The sequence below is a fragment of the Solitalea lacus genome, assembly GCF_022014595.1.
Classification (GTDB): domain Bacteria; phylum Bacteroidota; class Bacteroidia; order Sphingobacteriales; family Sphingobacteriaceae; genus Solitalea; species Solitalea lacus.
This window is the reverse complement of record NZ_CP091740.1, coordinates 114,697-133,374: the sequence shown is the minus strand read 5'-3', so window position 1 is coordinate 133,374 and position 18,678 is coordinate 114,697. Positions and strand designations below refer to the sequence as shown.

16 protein-coding genes are annotated in these 18,678 nt (G+C 37.9%); 9 read left to right on the top strand and 7 right to left on the bottom strand.

The window, feature by feature from the left end; translation table 11 throughout:
- The first annotated feature begins 12 nt into the window (after positions 1–12).
- Complete coding sequence (locus L2B55_RS00560) at positions 13–1,380, top strand: thioredoxin family protein (RefSeq protein ID WP_237848330.1); 1,368 nt, start codon at positions 13–15, stop codon at positions 1,378–1,380.
- 593 nt (positions 1,381–1,973) lie between these two features.
- On the opposite strand, the gene L2B55_RS00555 is transcribed toward L2B55_RS00560, so the two are convergent.
- The 6 genes from L2B55_RS00555 to L2B55_RS00530 all read right to left on the bottom strand — a co-directional run bounded on the left by L2B55_RS00555 (position 1,974) and on the right by L2B55_RS00530 (position 10,109).
- Positions 1,974–3,569, bottom strand: a complete 1,596-nt coding sequence (locus tag L2B55_RS00555; protein WP_237848329.1) for a SusD/RagB family nutrient-binding outer membrane lipoprotein — start codon at positions 3,567–3,569, stop codon at positions 1,974–1,976.
- 19 nt (positions 3,570–3,588) lie between these two features.
- The gene (locus L2B55_RS00550) at positions 3,589–6,951 is read right to left on the bottom strand and encodes a SusC/RagA family TonB-linked outer membrane protein (RefSeq protein ID WP_237848328.1); all 3,363 of its coding nucleotides are present in this window, start codon (positions 6,949–6,951) and stop codon (positions 3,589–3,591) included.
- A gap of 281 nt (positions 6,952–7,232) precedes the next feature.
- Positions 7,233–7,829, bottom strand: coding sequence for a 2'-5' RNA ligase family protein (locus tag L2B55_RS00545; protein WP_237848327.1), 597 nt, complete (start codon positions 7,827–7,829; stop codon positions 7,233–7,235).
- 69 nt (positions 7,830–7,898) lie between these two features.
- Positions 7,899–8,696, bottom strand: coding sequence for an SDR family NAD(P)-dependent oxidoreductase (locus L2B55_RS00540; protein WP_237848326.1), 798 nt, complete (start codon positions 8,694–8,696; stop codon positions 7,899–7,901).
- 11 nt (positions 8,697–8,707) lie between these two features.
- A complete protein-coding gene (locus L2B55_RS00535; RefSeq protein WP_237848325.1) occupies positions 8,708–8,971 on the bottom strand; it encodes a hypothetical protein in 264 nt (87 codons plus the stop codon).
- Positions 8,972–9,128: 157 nt separating this feature from the next.
- Complete coding sequence (locus L2B55_RS00530) at positions 9,129–10,109, bottom strand: GlxA family transcriptional regulator (RefSeq protein ID WP_237848324.1); 981 nt, start codon at positions 10,107–10,109, stop codon at positions 9,129–9,131.
- A gap of 451 nt (positions 10,110–10,560) precedes the next feature.
- Here L2B55_RS00530 and L2B55_RS00525 point away from each other — a divergent pair, with 451 nt between their 5' ends.
- The 3 genes from L2B55_RS00525 (at position 10,561) to L2B55_RS00515 (ending at position 11,944) form a co-directional block, all read left to right on the top strand.
- Complete coding sequence (locus L2B55_RS00525; protein ID WP_237848323.1) at positions 10,561–10,992, top strand: VOC family protein; 432 nt, start codon at positions 10,561–10,563, stop codon at positions 10,990–10,992.
- A 105-nt stretch (positions 10,993–11,097) separates the two neighbouring features.
- Positions 11,098–11,550 (top strand): SRPBCC family protein, encoded by a 453-nt coding sequence (locus tag L2B55_RS00520; RefSeq protein WP_237848322.1) that lies wholly within the window; start codon positions 11,098–11,100, stop codon positions 11,548–11,550.
- 34 nt (positions 11,551–11,584) lie between these two features.
- The gene (locus tag L2B55_RS00515) at positions 11,585–11,944 is read left to right on the top strand and encodes a nuclear transport factor 2 family protein (protein ID WP_237848321.1); all 360 of its coding nucleotides are present in this window, start codon (positions 11,585–11,587) and stop codon (positions 11,942–11,944) included.
- Between the two features lie 111 nt (positions 11,945–12,055).
- Here L2B55_RS00515 and L2B55_RS00510 read toward each other — a convergent pair whose 3' ends face one another.
- On the bottom strand, positions 12,056–13,003 hold the full coding sequence (locus L2B55_RS00510) for a helix-turn-helix transcriptional regulator (RefSeq protein ID WP_237848320.1): 948 nt from the start codon (positions 13,001–13,003) through the stop codon (positions 12,056–12,058).
- A 183-nt stretch (positions 13,004–13,186) separates the two neighbouring features.
- Here L2B55_RS00510 and L2B55_RS00505 point away from each other — a divergent pair, with 183 nt between their 5' ends.
- The 5 genes from L2B55_RS00505 (at position 13,187) to L2B55_RS00485 (ending at position 18,642) form a co-directional block, all read left to right on the top strand.
- Positions 13,187–13,882, top strand: coding sequence for a hypothetical protein (locus L2B55_RS00505; protein WP_237848319.1), 696 nt, complete (start codon positions 13,187–13,189; stop codon positions 13,880–13,882).
- A 144-nt stretch (positions 13,883–14,026) separates the two neighbouring features.
- The gene (locus L2B55_RS00500; RefSeq protein WP_237848318.1) at positions 14,027–16,963 is read left to right on the top strand and encodes a DEAD/DEAH box helicase; all 2,937 of its coding nucleotides are present in this window, start codon (positions 14,027–14,029) and stop codon (positions 16,961–16,963) included.
- Between the two features lie 21 nt (positions 16,964–16,984).
- Positions 16,985–17,950 carry a hypothetical protein gene (locus tag L2B55_RS00495; protein ID WP_237848317.1) on the top strand — a complete coding sequence of 322 codons (966 nt, stop codon included), beginning with the start codon at positions 16,985–16,987 and terminating at the stop codon, positions 17,948–17,950.
- A gap of 56 nt (positions 17,951–18,006) precedes the next feature.
- On the top strand, positions 18,007–18,363 hold the full coding sequence (locus L2B55_RS00490) for an MmcQ/YjbR family DNA-binding protein (protein ID WP_237848316.1): 357 nt from the start codon (positions 18,007–18,009) through the stop codon (positions 18,361–18,363).
- Between the two features lie 45 nt (positions 18,364–18,408).
- A complete protein-coding gene (locus tag L2B55_RS00485; protein ID WP_237848315.1) occupies positions 18,409–18,642 on the top strand; it encodes a 4a-hydroxytetrahydrobiopterin dehydratase in 234 nt (77 codons plus the stop codon).
- Positions 18,643–18,678 lie beyond the last annotated feature (36 nt).

The window sequence follows — 18,678 nt, the reverse complement described above, 5'->3', positions numbered from 1 at the left end:
TTTTTTAAAAAAATGAAAAAACAGATTTTAAGTTTTCTACTAATAATTAATGCAATGGGAGCTTGGGCTCAAGGCATTGAGTTTGAACATACATCTTGGAAGGAAATTGTTCAAAAGGCAAAAGAACAAAATAAGCCCATTTTTGTGGATGTTTATACCAGTTGGTGCGGTCCCTGTAAAGTAATGGCTTCAACGGTGTTTACGAAACCTGAAATTGGAGATAAATACAACAAAGGGTTTATAAATGTGAAAATAGATGCTGAAAAGGGTGAAGGGATTGACCTAGCCAAGAAATACGAGGTAAAGGCATATCCTACCTATTTATTTATTAATCCGGCGGATGAGTCCCTTATTGGGCAATCGAAAAGTTCCATGTCATCTTCAGCGTTTGGAGATGTAGCCGACAAAATGTTAGCAAAGTTTTCAGGCAAAACCGAAATCAGCATAAAGGAAATGACTGCCAGATTTGATTCAGGTAATTATGATGAGGTCTTCCTACAGAACTATATAAAACGTTTAAAGGCTGAGCGGTCTCCTGTAAGTCGGCCTTTAGAGCAGTATTTGAATAAATACATCTCAGAGCATCCTACAAATGATCAATTGTGTTTTTTAGGTGAAAACTTTAACGGAGGTGTTAAGGTATATGATTACCTGGTTAAAAACTATAAAACAATAGATGTCCTGCTGTGCAAAAAGGATGGTCTTTCAGCCGCTGATCTCGACCGTGAATTAATGAAAGAATTCGATAAACCTTTCGAATTGATAGGAAGTAACAAATGGTCGAAAGCTGATAAGGTAGTTCTGTTAAACAAGTGTATTGCTGAACTGAGTGCTTTTGTATTGAACGAATCGAAAAGAGATAAAAAGATTTTGGAAACCAAAATGAAGATCTATAATGCAATAAATGACAGTATTCAACTTTTACAGGCAAGGCGCGAATTTATAACCAGATTCGTTTTGCCGGCTGATCAGACTACGAACATAAATCGTACTTTTATTATTATCGATAAAAATGCACCTGAACCTGTTCGATCAATCGATTCGGCTTCTGCAGCACAGGGTTGTGTATCCAATGCGTCTCTACTTTTAAAGCTTTCCTATCAAAAGCAGGATAAAGAGTTAGCAATAAAGTTGTATAAAAAAGCTCAAGATCTAAGCCCAGCTTCTTTCTACTATACTAACGCCATGAATATGGAATTGTATAACCTTGGCGATAAAAAGATGGCAATAAAACAACAAACTGCCGTTGTCAAAGAGATGAAGAAGAATAATGATGAATACCTGGCCGATGCCGAAACTTTACTTCAGAAAATGAAGAATGATGAGGCCAGGGTTAAATTCGTGGCTTATAAAATGAAAAAGAAAGCTGCTGCCCATTAATTAAGGATTTTAAAGACTATTTAAGTTTTAACTACCCCAGACTTTAGGTTTGGGGTTTTGCTTTTTAAAGATGCTAGTGGAGCTCCAATGCGCTACCACGCTAGCGCTCGTTTGCAAAGAGTCCACAATCTGCAGCGAGAAAAAATTAACTTTCCCCTCTTTCCACCCAAACCTAATAATGAAATACCCAAACTTACCCACTTCTAAGGCGAAGTTGCTTTAGGAAAAGGTTAACTCGGTTTGGGTTTTGGGGTGAGTAGGTTTATGTAAAGGCTAAGCCTGTTTAGGTTAAGGGAGGTGAGTTTAGCTGAATAGGTAGGTAGGTTTATGTAAAAGCTAAATCAGATCAGGTAGGAGGTGGGATAGATTTAAAATCAAAGGGGGGATAGGGCTCTATTGAAGGGCTGAGGGAGTTGTTAAAAGTACTTTCTAATAAATTATAGGATAACATGAAAACGATTGATTTAGAAAGAAACTTTTCAATCCGTCCAAGAGCTGCTTGAAAACAAAGAGATTTAAAATGTGGAGATTCTTTTAACAAAATAAACAGCCGCTCATTTTGAGGCGGCTGTTTATTATTGTTTTAGCATTGTTTATTTCATAAACCAAGGCTTAACAGACATATCATTAGTCCCCCCGGTAACTGCTTTCCAATTGTCGAAGTTAGTTGAACTTTCCGATGCCGGATAATTCAATTTATTCATATTCAACACATGACTATCTGGAGAAAGTTGAACATTTGGAGTAGCTCCAGTTCTGCGTTGCAGCATCCATGCTTCAAAAGGCTGGTGAAAAAGAGCAATCCAGTTTTGTTTGTAAATTTGTGCGAGTGCCGTTGCAGGTGTTGCTGAATAGGCTACAGCCGGATTAGTCAACATAGCCGTAAGTTCAGCGGCAGTTGGAGCTGCAGCGGGTTTATTTACTGCCCAAATTGTAGAACTGTTGGCAGTTTTATACCAAAACTTAACTGATTCGGCAATACCTTCTTCATAAAATGCTTTTGCCGTTGCAGGGTTCGCAGTAATACCGGCAATACCTCTGTTATAAATCTCAGCTTTTAAGAAGCTAACTTCAGCTGCTGTGATAAACAAATCAGGGAATGTTTTATCAGCTATATAATAGTAGTTTAGCGGCGAATATAAATAGTTAGCCGGTGTCACCCAAGTTGTTGTTCTTGATGCTTGGTATGGACCATCTCCGTTTATTTCAGGAGTGGTAGTTCCCGTTGGAGCTTGAGGATAAGGAACCCATTGACCAGCTTTATTTGGCTCAAAGAAAATTTTACATCTTAAATCATAGATACCTGAACCATCAGTAGCATTAGAGCTCGACATTGCGCTCCACATGGTACTTCCCATGCGCACAATATTATTATTACCTCTATATGATCCCGATCGATCCAAAACTAAATTGGTGACTTTACTTGGATACATACCCAAATTGTCGCCAGGGACTAGCAATGGTTTGGTTAAGGCTTCCGCAATAATAGGATCAGCCAAAGTAGCGTTCTTGTCACGAATAGCCATTGCGTATCTTAAGCGCAACGAGTTGGCGAACTTAATCCAAGTAGCGATATCTCCATTGAAAATATTCTCACTAGCTCCTAAAGATACCTGATCAGCATTAGTTGAAAAATTGTCAATAGCCCATTTTAAATCAGCAATTGCCCCTGCGAAAATATCAGCTTGTTTATCATAAACCGGACGGTAAAAATCAGGACCGCTATATACTTTTCCAGCTTGAGTGTAAGGCATATCTCCAAAAAGCTGGGTTGTTTTTAAAGCTTTATAGGCCATTAGTGTTTTAAGCATGGCCTTGACATTGGTCATTTTCGGAGCTCTAATATCTTCATCAATCATTACCTCCAACTTTCGTGCATTTGCCAACGCGAAATAATAATTGTTCCAAAGTGTCCCAACTTGATCGTCCAATCGAAATCCGGAAGTTGCAAAATTAGCAGCCAATTGGGTGTTTTGGTACAAGAATGAAGAAACGATAGTACGAGATTGACCTGATTCCAACATAGTCGATGCTATATTATTATACATAGCAGGGATTGTTGCAACATATGACGTACTATTCCATGATTTATTAATATCTCCAAAATCTTTTTGACACGAAGACAGTCCGATTACCATTGATAAACCAATCAATGGAGCTTTTATATTCTTTTTATAATTAAATTTCATACTGTTAACTGATTAGTAATTAAAATTTGGCTTTTAAACTTACTCCAAAAGTTCTCATGCTTGGGAATGACGACCACTGCAAGCCTTGACCATTACCTGTTCCCATTACAGCTTCAGGGTTCAAATGATCCGGAAGGGTTGTATATAAGTAACATAAGTTACGACCGATCAATGACAGAGATAAACCTTGAACAAATTTGGTTTTGCCTATTAAATTTTGAGGCAAATCATACGTTAAGGCAACCTCACGAAGTTTCACCCAAGAGTTTTCAAAAACCGATAAACTTCTTGGTCTATTTAAATCAGACCAAGCGGCATAGCTACCTGCATATTTATACATTGGGTTAACTACGCGGTCATTTATTTTATTGTCATCCACGTTAAAACCTTCCAAAATTACACCCACATTCGCTTTGGTTCCATCAGGGAAAGTGTAAGGTAAACCTCCACCATTTCTTTCAACAAGAGTTTCAGGGGCTAGACCGTTACCCATTGCTGTAGCATGATCAAATGAATAAATATCGCCACCATATTTAAAGTCAATTAAACCATACAAGCTGAATTGTTTGTATTTAAACGTATTACCCATGCCTCCGGTTAATTTAGGTGCGGCATTACCAATAGCTACAGGATCGGTTGTTACAACATATGTGGTACCTATTACATTACCGCTAACATCTTTCTCGTTTTTAACCAACTTATTACCCTGTGCATCGCGTTTAAAATCGGTACCGTAAATAGTTCCGTATTTTTCACCTACAGCAACTTTCATAAATGCTCCTTGATTTCCAAATACTGAAGCAATTGTTTGATTTAGAATACCTGTAGGTAATGATTCAACGAAGTTGTCATTTTTAGCTCCGTTTAAAGAAATATTCCATGTGAAGTCTTTTGTCTTGTAAGGGTTTGCATTCACAATAAATTCAATTCCCCTGTTTCTCAATGCACCTGAGTTAAATGTGATATTTGCTGATCCTGATGTGCTTGACAATGCAGAAGTCATAATCTGGTGCTCAGATATAATATCATAATAGGTAAAATCAAGGTTTATTCTGTCGTTTAAGAACCCTAAGTTAGTTCCAACCTCAATTGATTTGGAGGTTTGGAAACGGAGGTCTGTTGGCGGGACAGTACCAGGTAATGAATTAGTAGCCTGTCCTCCGAATGTTCCTACAGTATAGGTTGCATCTAACATATAAGGCTCGGCAGCATTAGCGCTTTTTCCGTATGCAACTCTTAATTTACCATAAGAAAGCACATCTTTTACTTTACCTAAGTCAAATGCTTCACTAAAGATAAAAGCGGCACTGGCTGAAGGATAAAAATAAGAGTTGTTGTTTTTAGGCAAAGTAGAGTTTATATCATTTCTGCCTGTAAGATCTAAGAACAAGTAATCCTTATAGCTTAGGTTTAAAATGCCTAAAAGTGAATTCGATTGAACATCATATCTTTTTTCGGCAAAGCTAGTTTTGGTTACGTCAGTATAGTTTGAAAGTGTATAAAGATCAGGAACTTTGAAGGTATTGCTTCCGGTGTTATTAGAGGCATAAACTCCTTCTAAATTATTTGAATACTCATTGTACATTCCCGACAAACTTGCATTGAACCCTTTGAATAAGAAGTCATTTTTATGTAAAGTCGCCATTAAATCGGTATTTAAGACTTTACTCTTGTTTACTTCTTTAGAAAAAACTCCACCCGTTAAGTGATCAGCACTTGTTGTATTGTTTGTAGTTTCAAAACGGTTTCCGATAAAGTTACCAGAAGTACGAGCAAATGCATTTAACCAAGGAGTGATTTCTGCATTTACTTTAACAGTAGAAACAAGCTCATCTCTCCATAAGCGCTGATTTTGATCATATTTATTCCAGAACAAATCAACACCGTATTCCGCGTAAGGATAAGTGTTTGGAAAACTGAATTTAGAACCGTCAGGATTAATGAAAACATTTTTTTCTAATGGTTGGTATTCTCTTGACATTCCGTAAGTCGAAAACTTCGACCATGAGTTGTTACTTCCTACGTCAGCAGTATTCAATCTAAAAGCTTGGTTATAAGAAGCAGAAAGCTCAGCACTAAGCATTTTAGAAATTTTAACTGTAGAACCCAGTGAAAAACTGGTTTTTTTATTGTTTACATTATCAATAACCGCATCACTTTGTGAAGTAGATGCCGATAAACGAAGTGTTCCAAAATCGTTAGCTGTATTGAAAGCTACGTTATGTGTTTTCTCCGAACCTGTGTTATAGTAGAATTCGCGGTTATTTGGTTGAGGTGAATAAGCACGCATTTGTCCATCCCACCATCTAACCATTTGGCCCTCCATCTTTGGTCCCCAAGAAGCACCCGCACCGAACCAGCTAAAAATTTGATAAGCATTCTTGCCGCCTGTGTTTGGTATTACCCCATGGTAATATGGAATTCCTGAACCTCCGGTAGCATAGCTGCTGCCACCGTATAAAGTAGGTAAGAAGTATTCTCCAGCACTATTTTTAGGCAGTTGAGGATTTGCTGTAACTAAACCTGCTACAGATCCTCCCCCGTATTGATTTTGTAAATCCTGAAAACGGTAAACATCTGTGAAGTTCGTGGTATAACTGTAATCAATACCCATTCCTTTTTTAGGGGCACCTTTTTTAGTGGTGATTAAGATTACACCATTTGCACCTCTTGCTCCATATAAAGCAGCAGCATTAGGACCCTTTAAAACAGATACGTTTTCGATATTGTCCATATTTAAGTAACTCAGGTAGTTACCCCAATCCTTTTGCGTAGAAAGGTCAGAACTGTTGGTATTAGATTGATCCAACGGTTTGTTGTCCATAATGGCCCCATCCACTACTATAAGAGGCTGGTTGTTACCGAACAAACTATTGTTACCACGAATTACAATGCGTGAAGAAGCATCACTTAAACCATTGCCGGTTGAAATGTTCAAGCCGGCTACTTTTCCCATTAATCCTTGGGCCAAGTCTACCGGAGCAGCTTTTGTAATATCATCACCTTTTACTGGTTGAGCGGCATAGCCGAGAGATTTTTGTTCGCGTTTAATACCCAAAGCGGTTACTACTACTTCTCCTAATGCCTTATCATCTTCTTCGAGCGTTACATTAATAGTTGTGTTATTTCCAATTGTAATCGTCCTTGTATGAAAGCCTATGTAGCTAAAGCTTAATTTAGCATTTTCAGGAACTGAAATGCTGAATTTACCATCAATGTTTGTCGTAGTTCCAATGGTAGACCCTACCAATGATATACTTACAGCGGGTAATGGTTGGTTGCTTTTGTCACTCACAACCCCTGTCACTGTTTTCTTATTTTGTGCAAAGACTATTGCACTCCACAAGAACAGAAAAAGAAATACTTGTAGTTTTTGTCTCATATTTATTTATTTTAGAATTGATTGAAATTCAAGGCAATACATGAGTCTGTGAGTTGGTTTTTTGCGTATAGAACTAACTCGATTCAGAAGTAATTAAAAAATAGAACTAGGTTAACTTTGGGTTAATCTTGTTAACACCAAGTAAGGATTCCTGCCTTGATGAAACAATGGATTATCTGATGACTATACTGGATAATTGTTTGTCAACATTAGGGATCTAACTAAAGCGAAAGCCGCTACAGGTACTAGCTGTAGCGGCTTTCGCTTATAAATTTTTAAAACTAGACTGGTTGAATGTCAAATGCCCCGTCGCCTGTAAAGTGAATATCTTTAACAATATGGTATTTGTCGTTTACTCTCTTTAAAAGCCTCATTGACCTAACTTCAAAACTGGAATCGAACGCCTCATTTTTCCATTCCTTTTCTGCTTTTTCGAATTGTTCTTTAGTCATCTTCCGTGCTATGGTTAAGTTTGGGATTGTAGAGAAATGGGGCTTAAACAGGCTGTTTGATTGTAGATGATTTCCTAATGCCAATTTCATATTCTTAACAACCTTTATTATGGGCTCTTTAGAGGCTACATTTACATAAAATGTATGGTTGGCAACAGTGCCGAAACCTTTAAGTATAGTACGAAATGGCACAACAGATTTAGAGAATTTCTCAAGCAACTGAACAATCCGCTTCTCCATTGAGTCATAAATGACAAATTCAGAAAGTGCAATGTGTGGATAAAGATTTGCAGCAAATTTGCATTTATAGTTCAGCCAGAAAGCTTCTTTAATATCCACAACCTTAGCATATACATCATTGTAAGGGACTATTACTAATAAATAGTCAAACAAAGTGGCATTTAATGCTTGCAGGCTTTTGTTCATAACCTACTGGTATTGAGTGTGTAAAGATACGGAATCGATGATTCTCTTTGCCAGTAAATAGTGGATATTTTAGCATACAACCGATCCGCAGCTTAGATTTGCGACACTGGCAGTAAGGGCACTTGCTTTATCCGAGGCGAGAAAGACTGCCGCATTAGCTATTTCCTGTAGCGTAGGGGAGCGTTGTAGTAATGTTCCGTTGGGCATACCTGCAAGCAGCTCATCAAGTGTAATGCCCATAAGTTTTGCCCTGTTGAGAAACACTTCTCTGCTATGCGAGCCTGCCAGGGCTGCCTCAGGAATTGCATCAGGACGTAAGCAGATAACGCGGATATTGTAGGGGCCAAGTTCGCCTGCCAGCTGACGGGTTAAGCCTTCAATTGCAGCGCAGGCAACTCCAAAACCTCCAGAATAGCCATCGGCCAGTAATGCTCCCGGGGTTGAAATGGTGAATAACACTCCAGAATTTTGTTTTACCATGTATCGAGCTGCAGCTGTAGCCGTAATAAAGTTGGAGTTGATATATGTGGTAACTGGCAGGGTAAAATCTTTCATTCGCATTACTGCTAATGGAGCTCCTTGCACATGATAAATGCCAGTGACATTTACTGTTATGTCAATTGAGCCGGCTTTGTCATAAATATCAGCAAGATGATATTCAACAGCGTTATCGTTTAGCGTGTCAACTGTGGCAGATTCGACCAAGCCGTGAAATTGTTTGATGGTGGAAACAACCTCTTCCAAAGGTCCTTTTCTGCGACCAGCAATAAATACGCGGGCGCCTTCTAATGCAAAAGCCTTAGCAATGGAGCTGCCAATGGCTCCTCCTCCTCCATATATTACAGCATTTTTATTCTTTAGTAGCATGATTTCTGTACTTAAGTTAGAATGTGATTGTCTTTATTCGCATTGTATTCCTCAATTTCATCAGGTAACACAACTGCGTCAAATCCTAATTTCTTTAGAAATGCAATAAGTTTACTGGCATCAACATTGCCGATTTTGCATTCAACCCGAAGAACTTTGTCACAATCTTCCAGATCGATGTTTACATAATAGTTTTCAAATGATTGACTTAACAGCTCTGAAACCTGTAGAGCTTGAGCCTTATTGGCAATGTTCGTTTTAAAGACTTCTACCATAGTAAGTTGTATTATTCTTTAATTCGATTAATCTTAAACAAATTTAAAGATGAGAAATTGGTAAAGAGGGGTGTGAAACGGCATTTTAGGGCAGGAATTGCGACAAATGGGATCCTTAAATTAGAAGGAGCACAGTAAATGAACTCCTTCTATTGGACTAGGCTATTGCCTTTTCTTTATTGTATTTATTTCGGTAGTCAATAGGGGATAAACCTGTAAATTTTTTAAAAGTGCTTCTGAATGCTTTGGTGTCAGAATAGCCAACCTCATACATCACTTCGTTTATGTTTTTAAGGCTAGTTTCAAACCCTTTTTTGGCCGCCTCAATTTTTACCCGCTGAATGTATTCAATAACGGTATTGCAAGTAGCTTTTTTAAACCGGCGTTCTAAGCTTCTACGGCCCATTGCCAGCATGCTTGCCAAATCATCAACCGTAATTCTTTCGTGAAAATTATGTTCAATAAATTCTTGTGCTTTTTTTATAGCATCATCTTCATGTTCCTTTTGCCCTTGGAACATAATAAATGGGGATTGAGTAGTTCTATCAATTTCAATGGCGAAAACTTTTGCTGAGAGTATAGCCATTTCGCGGCCTGCATATTTTTCAATGAGGTACAAAATCAGGTTCATGTATGAAAATGCACCCCCGCTGGAATAAAGACCGTGTTCATCAGTAATGATTTTTTCGGTAACCAAGTTGACATCCGGAAACATTGTCTTGAATTGATTGCCGGCCATCCAATGTGTTGCACAGCTTTTACCGTTTAGCAAACCAGTTGATGCCAATAAAAATGCCCCTAAGCAAAGACTGGCAATTTCGGCCCCTTTTTTATACTGATTGATAAGCCACGGGATAAGCTCCTGATTGTTTTCTATAGCTTGATTTAAATCCCCATCTAAGGCCGGAATAATAATGAGGTCCGTTTTTTTTACATCATCGATTAGAATTTCGGTGTTAACTGTAAATAATCCTCCACTTACCGGTGTGGCATTAGAAAGTCCAATTAGTTGTACTTTAAAAATGGGGGTTTCTCCTCTTGCTTTGAAAAACTCATTTACTTGAGTTAGCAGCTGGCGGGAGCCTTCAAGACTGCCTAAAATAGCCCCCTTGGGAACCAAAATTGAGATGTGTTTCATGTTTTAAAGATAAATTACAACCCTTAAGATTACGTGTATTTACACTCTCTCGGTTGCTGTTAATGAACAGAAGTTTTCATTAAGTGTTTGAAGATACTTTTTCTCAAAAGGTTTTTCAAACAATGAAAGTAAAATCTTAAAGACATTACTCAGGAAATAAGACCCTGGATATAATGGTAATGATTGTTGACGCAATTAGCCGTTTACATTGCCGTAATCATACCTTATCGATTATAAAATAGTGAATTAAGTTTGTGATGTAAATCGGCATGCAAGGAATGAAGGTCATCTAAAGCAATAAAAAGCTCATGGATAAATTTATAACTTGTATAAAATCAACTGGTTTAATTGTCGTAAATTAACGGTGAAAAGCTTTATGACTACTCAGTTTGAAAACTGCCTTTTACACTAAAATCTACATATTTTTAACGATTAAAAAAACACATTTAACATGGCAACATTAAATCCGTATTTGAACTTTTTGGGTAAAACTGAAGAAGCTTTTAATTTTTACAAGGCAGTAATTGGTGGAGAGTTCTTAATGATTCAGCGCTTTAAGGATACACCAGAAGCAGATAAACTACCGGAAGAAGACAGGGATAAAATTATGCATATTGCACTTCCCATTGGTAATGGTAATATATTAATGGGTACCGATGCATTGGAATCGATGGGTCAAAGTTTAACAATGGGAAATAACTTTTCTCTTTCATTGGGTGCTGAAACGAAGGAAGAAGCTGACAAGCTGTTTAACGGGCTTTCAGCGGGAGGAGCAATTGAAATGCCTTTGCAAGATACATTTTGGGGAGCTTATTTCGGAATGTTTAAGGATAAGTACGGTGTTCAGTGGATGATTAATTACGATTATAATCAAGCTGTCTGAGGGTAGTACAACTTATTGCCAGAGTATGACAACTGTAAATAGTACGCATCACTTTTTACCTCCGAGACTTGTGGTGCTGAATTTATAATAATAAATCGATAGAAAATGGAAAAGCTAGTAATCAGAAAATCGATTGAAATTAAAGCCCCTAAAGAAGTGGTTTGGGATGTGATGCTGCTCGATAAATTTACCAGACAATGGTATTCAGCATTTTCAGAAGGTTCATATGCAGAATCTGATTGGACGTTGGGCAGTAAGGCCCGCTTCCTGGATCAAAGTGGTCAGGGGATGGTTGGTAAAATAGTTGCCAATGATCCTTCTCGAATTATAAGTATAGAATACGAAGGAGTGATAAATAACAATGTGGATGATTACGACAGTGAGGCGGCTAAGGCAGTGAAGGGAGGAATGGAAACATATCGTTTAATTGAGAAGGATGGTATTACCACCTTGTTTATTGAAAGTGATATGACGGAGGAGCTGTATGAAATGCTATCTGTATTATGGGACCAAGCTTTGCTTAAAGTAAAAGAATTGGCAGAAGAGTTCAAGAACTGAGAAATATATTGTTCATCAAACTAATGTTTTTACTATGTCAGCACAATCAAACAAAGAATTGATTATTAGGCTAAATGAGTTTTTTGCTCTAGGTAATGTTAATGCATTTTTAGAGTATTGTTCCGAAGATGTTAGATGGGGAATGATGGGAACTACTCCACTGGTTGGCATCGAGTCTGTTAGAGAGGCAATGACTGCAGAAGAGTTTTCGGAACCACCGATAATTAATGTGAGAAATGTTATTGCAGAAGGCGATATGGTTATGGCAGAAGGCTTTATGAGCATGAAGAAAAAAGATGGTAGTACATTCAATGCCGACTTTTGTGATATTTATAAGTTGAAAGAAGGGAAGATAAAAGAGCTTAATTCTTACGTGGTGGAGCAAGCCAAATAATACTGTTGAGCTGAAGCATAATTTCCTTCTGTTCAGTTGGTAATAATTTAAAGGGACCGGACCTTATGATAGTCTGGCCCTTTTTTTTGGCTCTTATCCGCACATAAAATGTTAGCTCAATTTTTTTGCAACACGTTCCAAGTGATCTTTCAAGTGGGTTTTTAAAATTTCCGGATAAACAATTTCAGCCCTGTCGGCAAAGGTGCTGAACCAACGCGTAAATAGCTCCAACTGCGATGTGAGAAAAGTCATTTGAACAAAATCATCATGTTCATTTTCGCTCACAAATCCATAATAATATTTTACGTCAGTCAGGTATTTTGCGGTTTGCTTGTCCAGGTTAATAACTACTTTTTCGAGATTTTCTTCTCGTGCTAGTTGTTCAAAATAAGACTTCAGCGTAGGATGTGTGTTGTTGAACACCTCATCGGTGATGTTAAGTTTTAATATCCTGTCGGCTCTGAAATCACGGTAGTCATCACGTAAACGACAATAAGCAATGGTGTGCCAGTACCCATTTGAATAGAAAATGCCGACTGGTTCAATCAAGCGAATGGTTTTTTCTGTTGATGCAAAGGCTCTGTATTCCAATTGAACAACCTTTTTTTCTGCAATACTATTTAGCAGATTTTGCAACGTGTTGTTTAAGGAAGAAGTATGAAATGGAGAGTGTTTTCTGAGCACTTCGATGTGTCCCTCCATTGCCTCCAACAAATCCTTCTCACTCGATTTTAACACAGCCCGCACTTTGTACATTGCCGATTTAAACATAGAAGCAGTTGCCGTGTCTGTAAATTTTTCAATCAATTTTTCAGCTGTAAGAAATGCTGTGGCTTCTTCCTTGGTAAACATTACCGGGGGTAAACGGTAGCCGTCAACAATGCTGTATCCAATGCCTGCTTCCCCGATTAAGGGTACTCCAGCCTCTTCTAAAGTCTTAATGTCTCGATATACAGTTCTTAGGCTAATGTCAAAACGGTCAGCAATATCCTGGGCTTTAACAACTTTTTTTGATTGCAAATGAATAAGTATTGCCGAAATTCGGTCGATGCGATTCATACGGTTAAAATTACTAAAAACGTCAATAATTAACCGTTAGTTTTAGGAGGTAGAGTGTAAGTATATTGTGATCAATATTAAACAGGGAAAGTTTACAAATTGTCGCTACAAAATAAGTTGAAAGTAGATTGTATAAATCCATTTTTTGTTCTTAAATTATTGGTTAAACAACTCAAAGCTAGTATGATGAAAAACGCACTCTATTTATTTATTTTCTGCCTGTTTTCTTTTAATGGATTTGCTCAGGTAAAGTATAACATTTTTTCAGTTGAGGGTTTTGGTGGTATTAGTCTCTCATTTACTGATGCCTCTAATAAAAATATTGCTCCAATTGTTGGAGGAGCCTTTCAATATAACACAACTCCTTATAGTTTTCTTTCGGCCGACATGCAAGGAGGTAAACTGCAGGCAGGGATTGAAGGTAATCTGCGTAAGTTTAGCAACAGTTACTTTTCAGGCTCAGTAATTTACAATGTTGGTTTAGGCGATTTACTTTATACAAGTGCAAATACGTGGTATCGGCGAATAAATGATCTTTATTTTGGAGCAGGTGTTGGTGCAATTAAAAGTAATGTGAAGGAAGTGCAGCCTTTTAATTATACCACTCCTAATGGCACCTTTACTGAAGGATATAACTATAAAGGAACAGATATTTATTTTCCCCTTCAGGTAGGGGTAAATATTAAGTACAGAACCAAGACTAATGATGTGCCGTTTGCGATTAATTTACAATATCAGTTCAACTTTACCTTAACTGATTTACTTGATGGTTATGAAGGTTCTCCCAATAATTCCAAGAAGGATATGTACAGCACATTTTGGCTTGGAATAAAGTATTATTTTGGAAGTACAAAAGTTTTTTATACTCCTCCAAAGTAGTGCAAATCATTGAGAGTTGATAAGTTTTTTGGCCTGACAATCTTATTGTAATCATATTCCGTATGCATGTGTTTTGTGGCAAGTAAAAACTCTATGTAGTTTTGTCAGCTTAAAGTTCCATCAGCTTTAAGAAGATTACAGTATATGTCGGCACAATCCAATTCTGTTCAACAACTTGTTTTTGCTTTCAACCGTCACCCCCAATTTGGGTTTCTACCTGAGCCTTATTTAGTTCAATTAGATGCCGAAGGGGGATTTAGTTATGGGCACAGAGGCATTACCACAAAAGTCTTAGTTCAATTTTATACTGAAGCAGACGAAAAAGACAAGGAGTTGGTGTTGCTTTCGGAGCGAATGAGTCCCGCGGAGGTATTTAAACAGTTTAAAGATAAAGAGGCAAAAAATCTTCAGCAATTCATCGCTAAATTTTACGAAAAAGGTAAAACGGATAAAACGTTAGAACCTGTTCGTACACATGTACGTCAATATCTTGATCGATTACGGAATCGGTTTTTGCAGCTGGTTAAAAATAAACCTATTTGTTTGTTCACAAAAGAGGGACCGCCTTTATGGCCAATACTTTCCTTTGCTCAGGCCCCCGCAACTGTTAAATATTCCTTTACCCGTAATGAAACCGGTTTGTCTTACTCGCTTAAGGTAACCTGTAATGATAAGGAACTGAATTTAAATGATCCACAAACCTATTTACTGAGTTTAGAGCCTTCGATTTTATTACATCAGAACGTAGTTTATGTTTGTGAAGACGGGGTTGATGGTAAGAAACTGCAACCCTTTTTAACCAAAGCCGCAATTACAATTTCACCTGACAAAGAAAAAGAATACTTTGAACAGTTTGTAATGAAGGTTGTTAGTGCAGGAGAGGTAGAGGCTCATGGTTTTGATGTAATACCTACTGAATCAATTCCACAAATTTTATTGCAATTGCATGAGGAAAGTGCTCAGGTGCAACAAAATTTATTTGATCAACCAACTAACAGTTTGAATGAATCTAAAATGGTTTTTGAGCTGTATTTTACCTACGGTCAGTTTCAGTTCAGGGCCGGCTTGGGAGGTAATACAGTAAAGTTTAATTATAACCCAAAGCGCCCTGTTTTTTATAAAGCATTAAGAGATGTTGGTTTTGAGCGTGAACTAACTGAATGGCTTGCAGAACGAGGTCTAAAACTTGGAGCTCAAAAAGTTGCCTGGACGAAAGATAAAGCTTTTGATTGGATTGATCGTCACCATTCGGAATTGATTGCTAAGGGTATTCAGGTGCAGCAACCCAAAGCGACCAAAACAGGAGCAAAGAGGTATTTCATAGGTGAAGCATTAATTCATCTTTCAATTACAGAAAGCCGCGACTGGTTTGATGTAAAAGCCTTGGTCCGTTTTGGTGAATACGAAATTGCTTTTCGTAAGATTTATAATCTGATAAATGCAGGTAAAGCGGAATTTGCCTTACCTAATGGTGAAGTAGCAGTTATTCCCGAGAAGTGGGTTGAGCAGTATTCAGGCTTGATGAATTTTATGCAGGAGGATGATAATGAGGCGCTGGTGCTTCAAAAACATCATTATGCATTGGTAAAAGAACTTCAGCAGAATAATTTATTAAATGCAGATTTAAACAACCGTTTGGAGAAGCTGCTTGACGTAAATAGTATTGAAGACTATCCGATGCCGCAAAAGTTTATGGGTGAATTAAGACCTTACCAAAAGGCCGGATATAATTGGATGCGCTTCTTGCATGAGTATAATCTTGGAGGCTGCTTGGCAGATGATATGGGTTTGGGTAAAACTGTGCAAACACTTTCCTTATTGCAAAGTATAAAAGAACAAGGTGAAGCGCATGTTTCGTTACTGGTGTTGCCAAAATCATTGATTTACAACTGGCATCTGGAAGCATATAAATTTACTCCTGAACTGAAAATTTTACTTCATGCGGGCAATGAGCGGGCCAAGCATAACAAGCGTTTTGCGGCATATGATTTGGTAATCACCTCGTACCCTGTTTTACTGCGCGATATAGAACTTTTTAAATCCTTTTATTTCAACTATGTTGTTTTAGATGAGGCCCAAGCCATCAAAAATCCAACCGCAGCCATAACGAAAGCCGTTATGGAGTTACAGGCAAAGCATCGCCTGACATTAAGTGGTACGCCGGTTGAAAACTCAACCATGGATTTGTGGTCGATGATGAACTTTATAAATCCTGGTTTGTTGGGTTCGCAGGCCTATTTCAGGCAGTCGTTTCTTCAAGCCATAGAGAAGAAAGGTGACGATCAGAAAGCTAAGAAGCTGCAGACAATGATTAGTCCATTTGTGCTTAGAAGGTTGAAAATGCAGGTGGCAACTGAACTTCCTGAAAAGACAATCAATGTGCATTACGTTGAAATGAGTGAAGAGCAACAAGATGCTTATGAGAGAGTGAAAGCGGATTGCAGGAAAATGGTTTTCGACAGTATGGATGAGTTAGGTTTTGATAAATCTAGATTTTTGCTGCTAAAAGGTTTGATGAAGTTACGACAAATGGCCAATCATCCTTTATTGGCTGATGACTCCTATGAAGGTGATTCTGGGAAATTAACAGAAGTACAGGAGATGCTGTTGAATATAAACAAGGAAGGCAACAAGGTATTGGTGTTTAGTTCATTTGTACAGCACTTGAAATTGGTGAAAGGGTTTTTAGAAAGTCAGAAGATAGGTTATTCTTATTTAGATGGACAAACCAAAGACCGTCAGTTTCAGGTAGACCGCTTTCAGAATGATGATCATGTTCAAGTGTTTTTGATTTCATTGAAAGCCGGCGGGACCGGGCTGAATCTTACCAAGGCAGAATATGTATTTTTGTTAGACCCATGGTGGAATCCTGCTGCAGAAGCACAAGCCATAGATCGAGCACACCGCATAGGTCAAAAGAACCAGGTAATGGTGTATAAATTTATTACCAAAAATACTGTTGAAGAGAAGATCCTTGATTTGCAGCAAAGTAAAACCCAATTATCTGATTCATTAATTGTTGCAGAGGATCAATTTGTAAAACAGTTGAACGCCAGTACCGTTAAAGAGCTCTTGTCGTAAGGTTTTAGAAGTAAAAATGAAATGGATTTCCGGACAGATATATTGTTGCCCCAGGTAAAGAGACTAAGTCAAAAGATTTATTTACCATGCCTTTTACTCGTGTTGGCTTTGGTTTCATGTCGAAGTCAGCGTGTAGATTGGGAAAAAGTTATCTCTTGGCCTGAACTAAAAGCAAATGATGAATTTGAATTTGTTGAGCAGAAGGAACTTCAAAACATGAATCTAAAAGAGATTTCAGGAGTAGCGGCTGGGAGTACCAATCCGAATTTTATTTATGCTATTGAAGATAGCTTTAATGCTAACCGGGTTTATATCCTTGGTTCCCAGGGACAATACTTGGGAGATCTCAAACTAAAGAATTATAAAAACTACGACTGGGAAGACATAGCTATTGGTCCGGGTCCGGAGTTAGGCAAATCCTATATTTACGTTGCTGATATAGGCGATAATTACCGAGTAATGAATGCTGTTATTATTTATCGGTTTAAAGAGCCTGATCTTACAAAAGTTAAAATGCCGATTGATACCGTAATCAGAAAGATCGATCGATTAAGGTTTCAATATCCTGATAAACGTTACAACGCTGAAACCATTCTTTTAGACCCGCTAACAAAAGATTTATACATTATAACCAAAGGAACGACAGCAAGAATCTATAAGGCGCCTTACTCTAAGCTAAAAGGAGGTACAATGCGTCTACAATACGTGGGATCAATTCCTATTGAACAGGCAACAGGGGGTAGCATTTCTGCTGATGGTTCACAAATTTTAATTAAAGACTATAAACAAGTTTATTACTGGAAGCGAAATGAGGCAACACCGATTGAGGAAACCCTAATTGGGCCACCAACTTTGGTTTCATACAGGAAGGAAATACAGGGCGAATCCATTGGCTGGACAAATAATGGGAAGGGTTATTTTACGATTAGCGAAAGAGAAAAACGTGAGAGGGAAAAGCCGATGTTGAATTTTTATAGAAGGAATTAATTCAATCTTTAAGGATAGAATGGTTACTTTAGGAAGGTTTCTACTGAATCTGAATTATGAATATCGAACTGCTTCGTGAATTTTGTATTGCCAAAAAAGGGGTAACCGAAGAACTTCCGTTTGGTCCCGATACGCTAGTGTTCAAGGTAATGGGCAAAATGTTTTGTTTGATAGGTTTAGATGATCCAACTTCCTGTAATTTAAAGTGTGATCCAGAGTATGCTCTTCAATTGCGTGAGCAATTTTCTGAAGTAACCGGGGCCTATCACATGAACAAAAAGCATTGGAATACAGTAAGATTCGACGGGGCATTAAGTGATACTGATATTTTGAAATGGGTAACAGATTCTTATGATCTGGTGGTCGGGGGGCTTCCTAAGAAATTGCGCGAAGAATTAGTTCAAATTGACTAAATTTAAGTCACTTACTACTATAAACTCACTTAAAAGACTATTAAAATGTGGGCCGAAGTTGATAATAAATTAACACGAACCTTCCAGTTCGCAAGTTTTGTTGAAGCCTGGGGCTTTATGACAAAAGTTGCCTTGCTTGCTGAGCGGATGAACCATCACCCTGATTGGTCCAATGTCTACAATCGTGTAGAAATTAATCTCTGCACACACGATGCTGGAAATGTCGTCACAGAGAAAGATCGCGAACTTGCATTTAAGATCGATCAGCTGCTTCATTAACAATTTGCCAGGTACGTAATATTCTTGATTGGCTAT

Excerpts from the sequence above, each read along its gene's own strand:
- L2B55_RS00560 (WP_237848330.1), top strand. The coding sequence starts at position 13 with ATGAAAAAACAGATTTTAAGTTTTCTACTAATAATTAATGCAATGGGA.
- L2B55_RS00555 (WP_237848329.1), bottom strand. The coding sequence starts at position 3,569 with ATGAAATTTAATTATAAAAAGAATATAAAAGCTCCATTGATTGGTTTA.
- L2B55_RS00550 (WP_237848328.1), bottom strand. The coding sequence starts at position 6,951 with ATGAGACAAAAACTACAAGTATTTCTTTTTCTGTTCTTGTGGAGTGCA.
- L2B55_RS00545 (WP_237848327.1), bottom strand. The coding sequence starts at position 7,829 with ATGAACAAAAGCCTGCAAGCATTAAATGCCACTTTGTTTGACTATTTA.
- L2B55_RS00540 (WP_237848326.1), bottom strand. The coding sequence starts at position 8,696 with ATGCTACTAAAGAATAAAAATGCTGTAATATATGGAGGAGGAGGAGCC.
- L2B55_RS00535 (WP_237848325.1), bottom strand. The coding sequence starts at position 8,971 with ATGGTAGAAGTCTTTAAAACGAACATTGCCAATAAGGCTCAAGCTCTA.
- L2B55_RS00530 (WP_237848324.1), bottom strand. The coding sequence starts at position 10,109 with ATGAAACACATCTCAATTTTGGTTCCCAAGGGGGCTATTTTAGGCAGT.
- L2B55_RS00525 (WP_237848323.1), top strand. The coding sequence starts at position 10,561 with ATGGCAACATTAAATCCGTATTTGAACTTTTTGGGTAAAACTGAAGAA.
- L2B55_RS00520 (WP_237848322.1), top strand. The coding sequence starts at position 11,098 with ATGGAAAAGCTAGTAATCAGAAAATCGATTGAAATTAAAGCCCCTAAA.
- L2B55_RS00515 (WP_237848321.1), top strand. The coding sequence starts at position 11,585 with ATGTCAGCACAATCAAACAAAGAATTGATTATTAGGCTAAATGAGTTT.
- L2B55_RS00510 (WP_237848320.1), bottom strand. The coding sequence starts at position 13,003 with ATGAATCGCATCGACCGAATTTCGGCAATACTTATTCATTTGCAATCA.
- L2B55_RS00505 (WP_237848319.1), top strand. The coding sequence starts at position 13,187 with ATGATGAAAAACGCACTCTATTTATTTATTTTCTGCCTGTTTTCTTTT.
- L2B55_RS00500 (WP_237848318.1), top strand. The coding sequence starts at position 14,027 with ATGTCGGCACAATCCAATTCTGTTCAACAACTTGTTTTTGCTTTCAAC.
- L2B55_RS00495 (WP_237848317.1), top strand. The coding sequence starts at position 16,985 with ATGGATTTCCGGACAGATATATTGTTGCCCCAGGTAAAGAGACTAAGT.
- L2B55_RS00490 (WP_237848316.1), top strand. The coding sequence starts at position 18,007 with ATGAATATCGAACTGCTTCGTGAATTTTGTATTGCCAAAAAAGGGGTA.
- L2B55_RS00485 (WP_237848315.1), top strand. The coding sequence starts at position 18,409 with ATGTGGGCCGAAGTTGATAATAAATTAACACGAACCTTCCAGTTCGCA.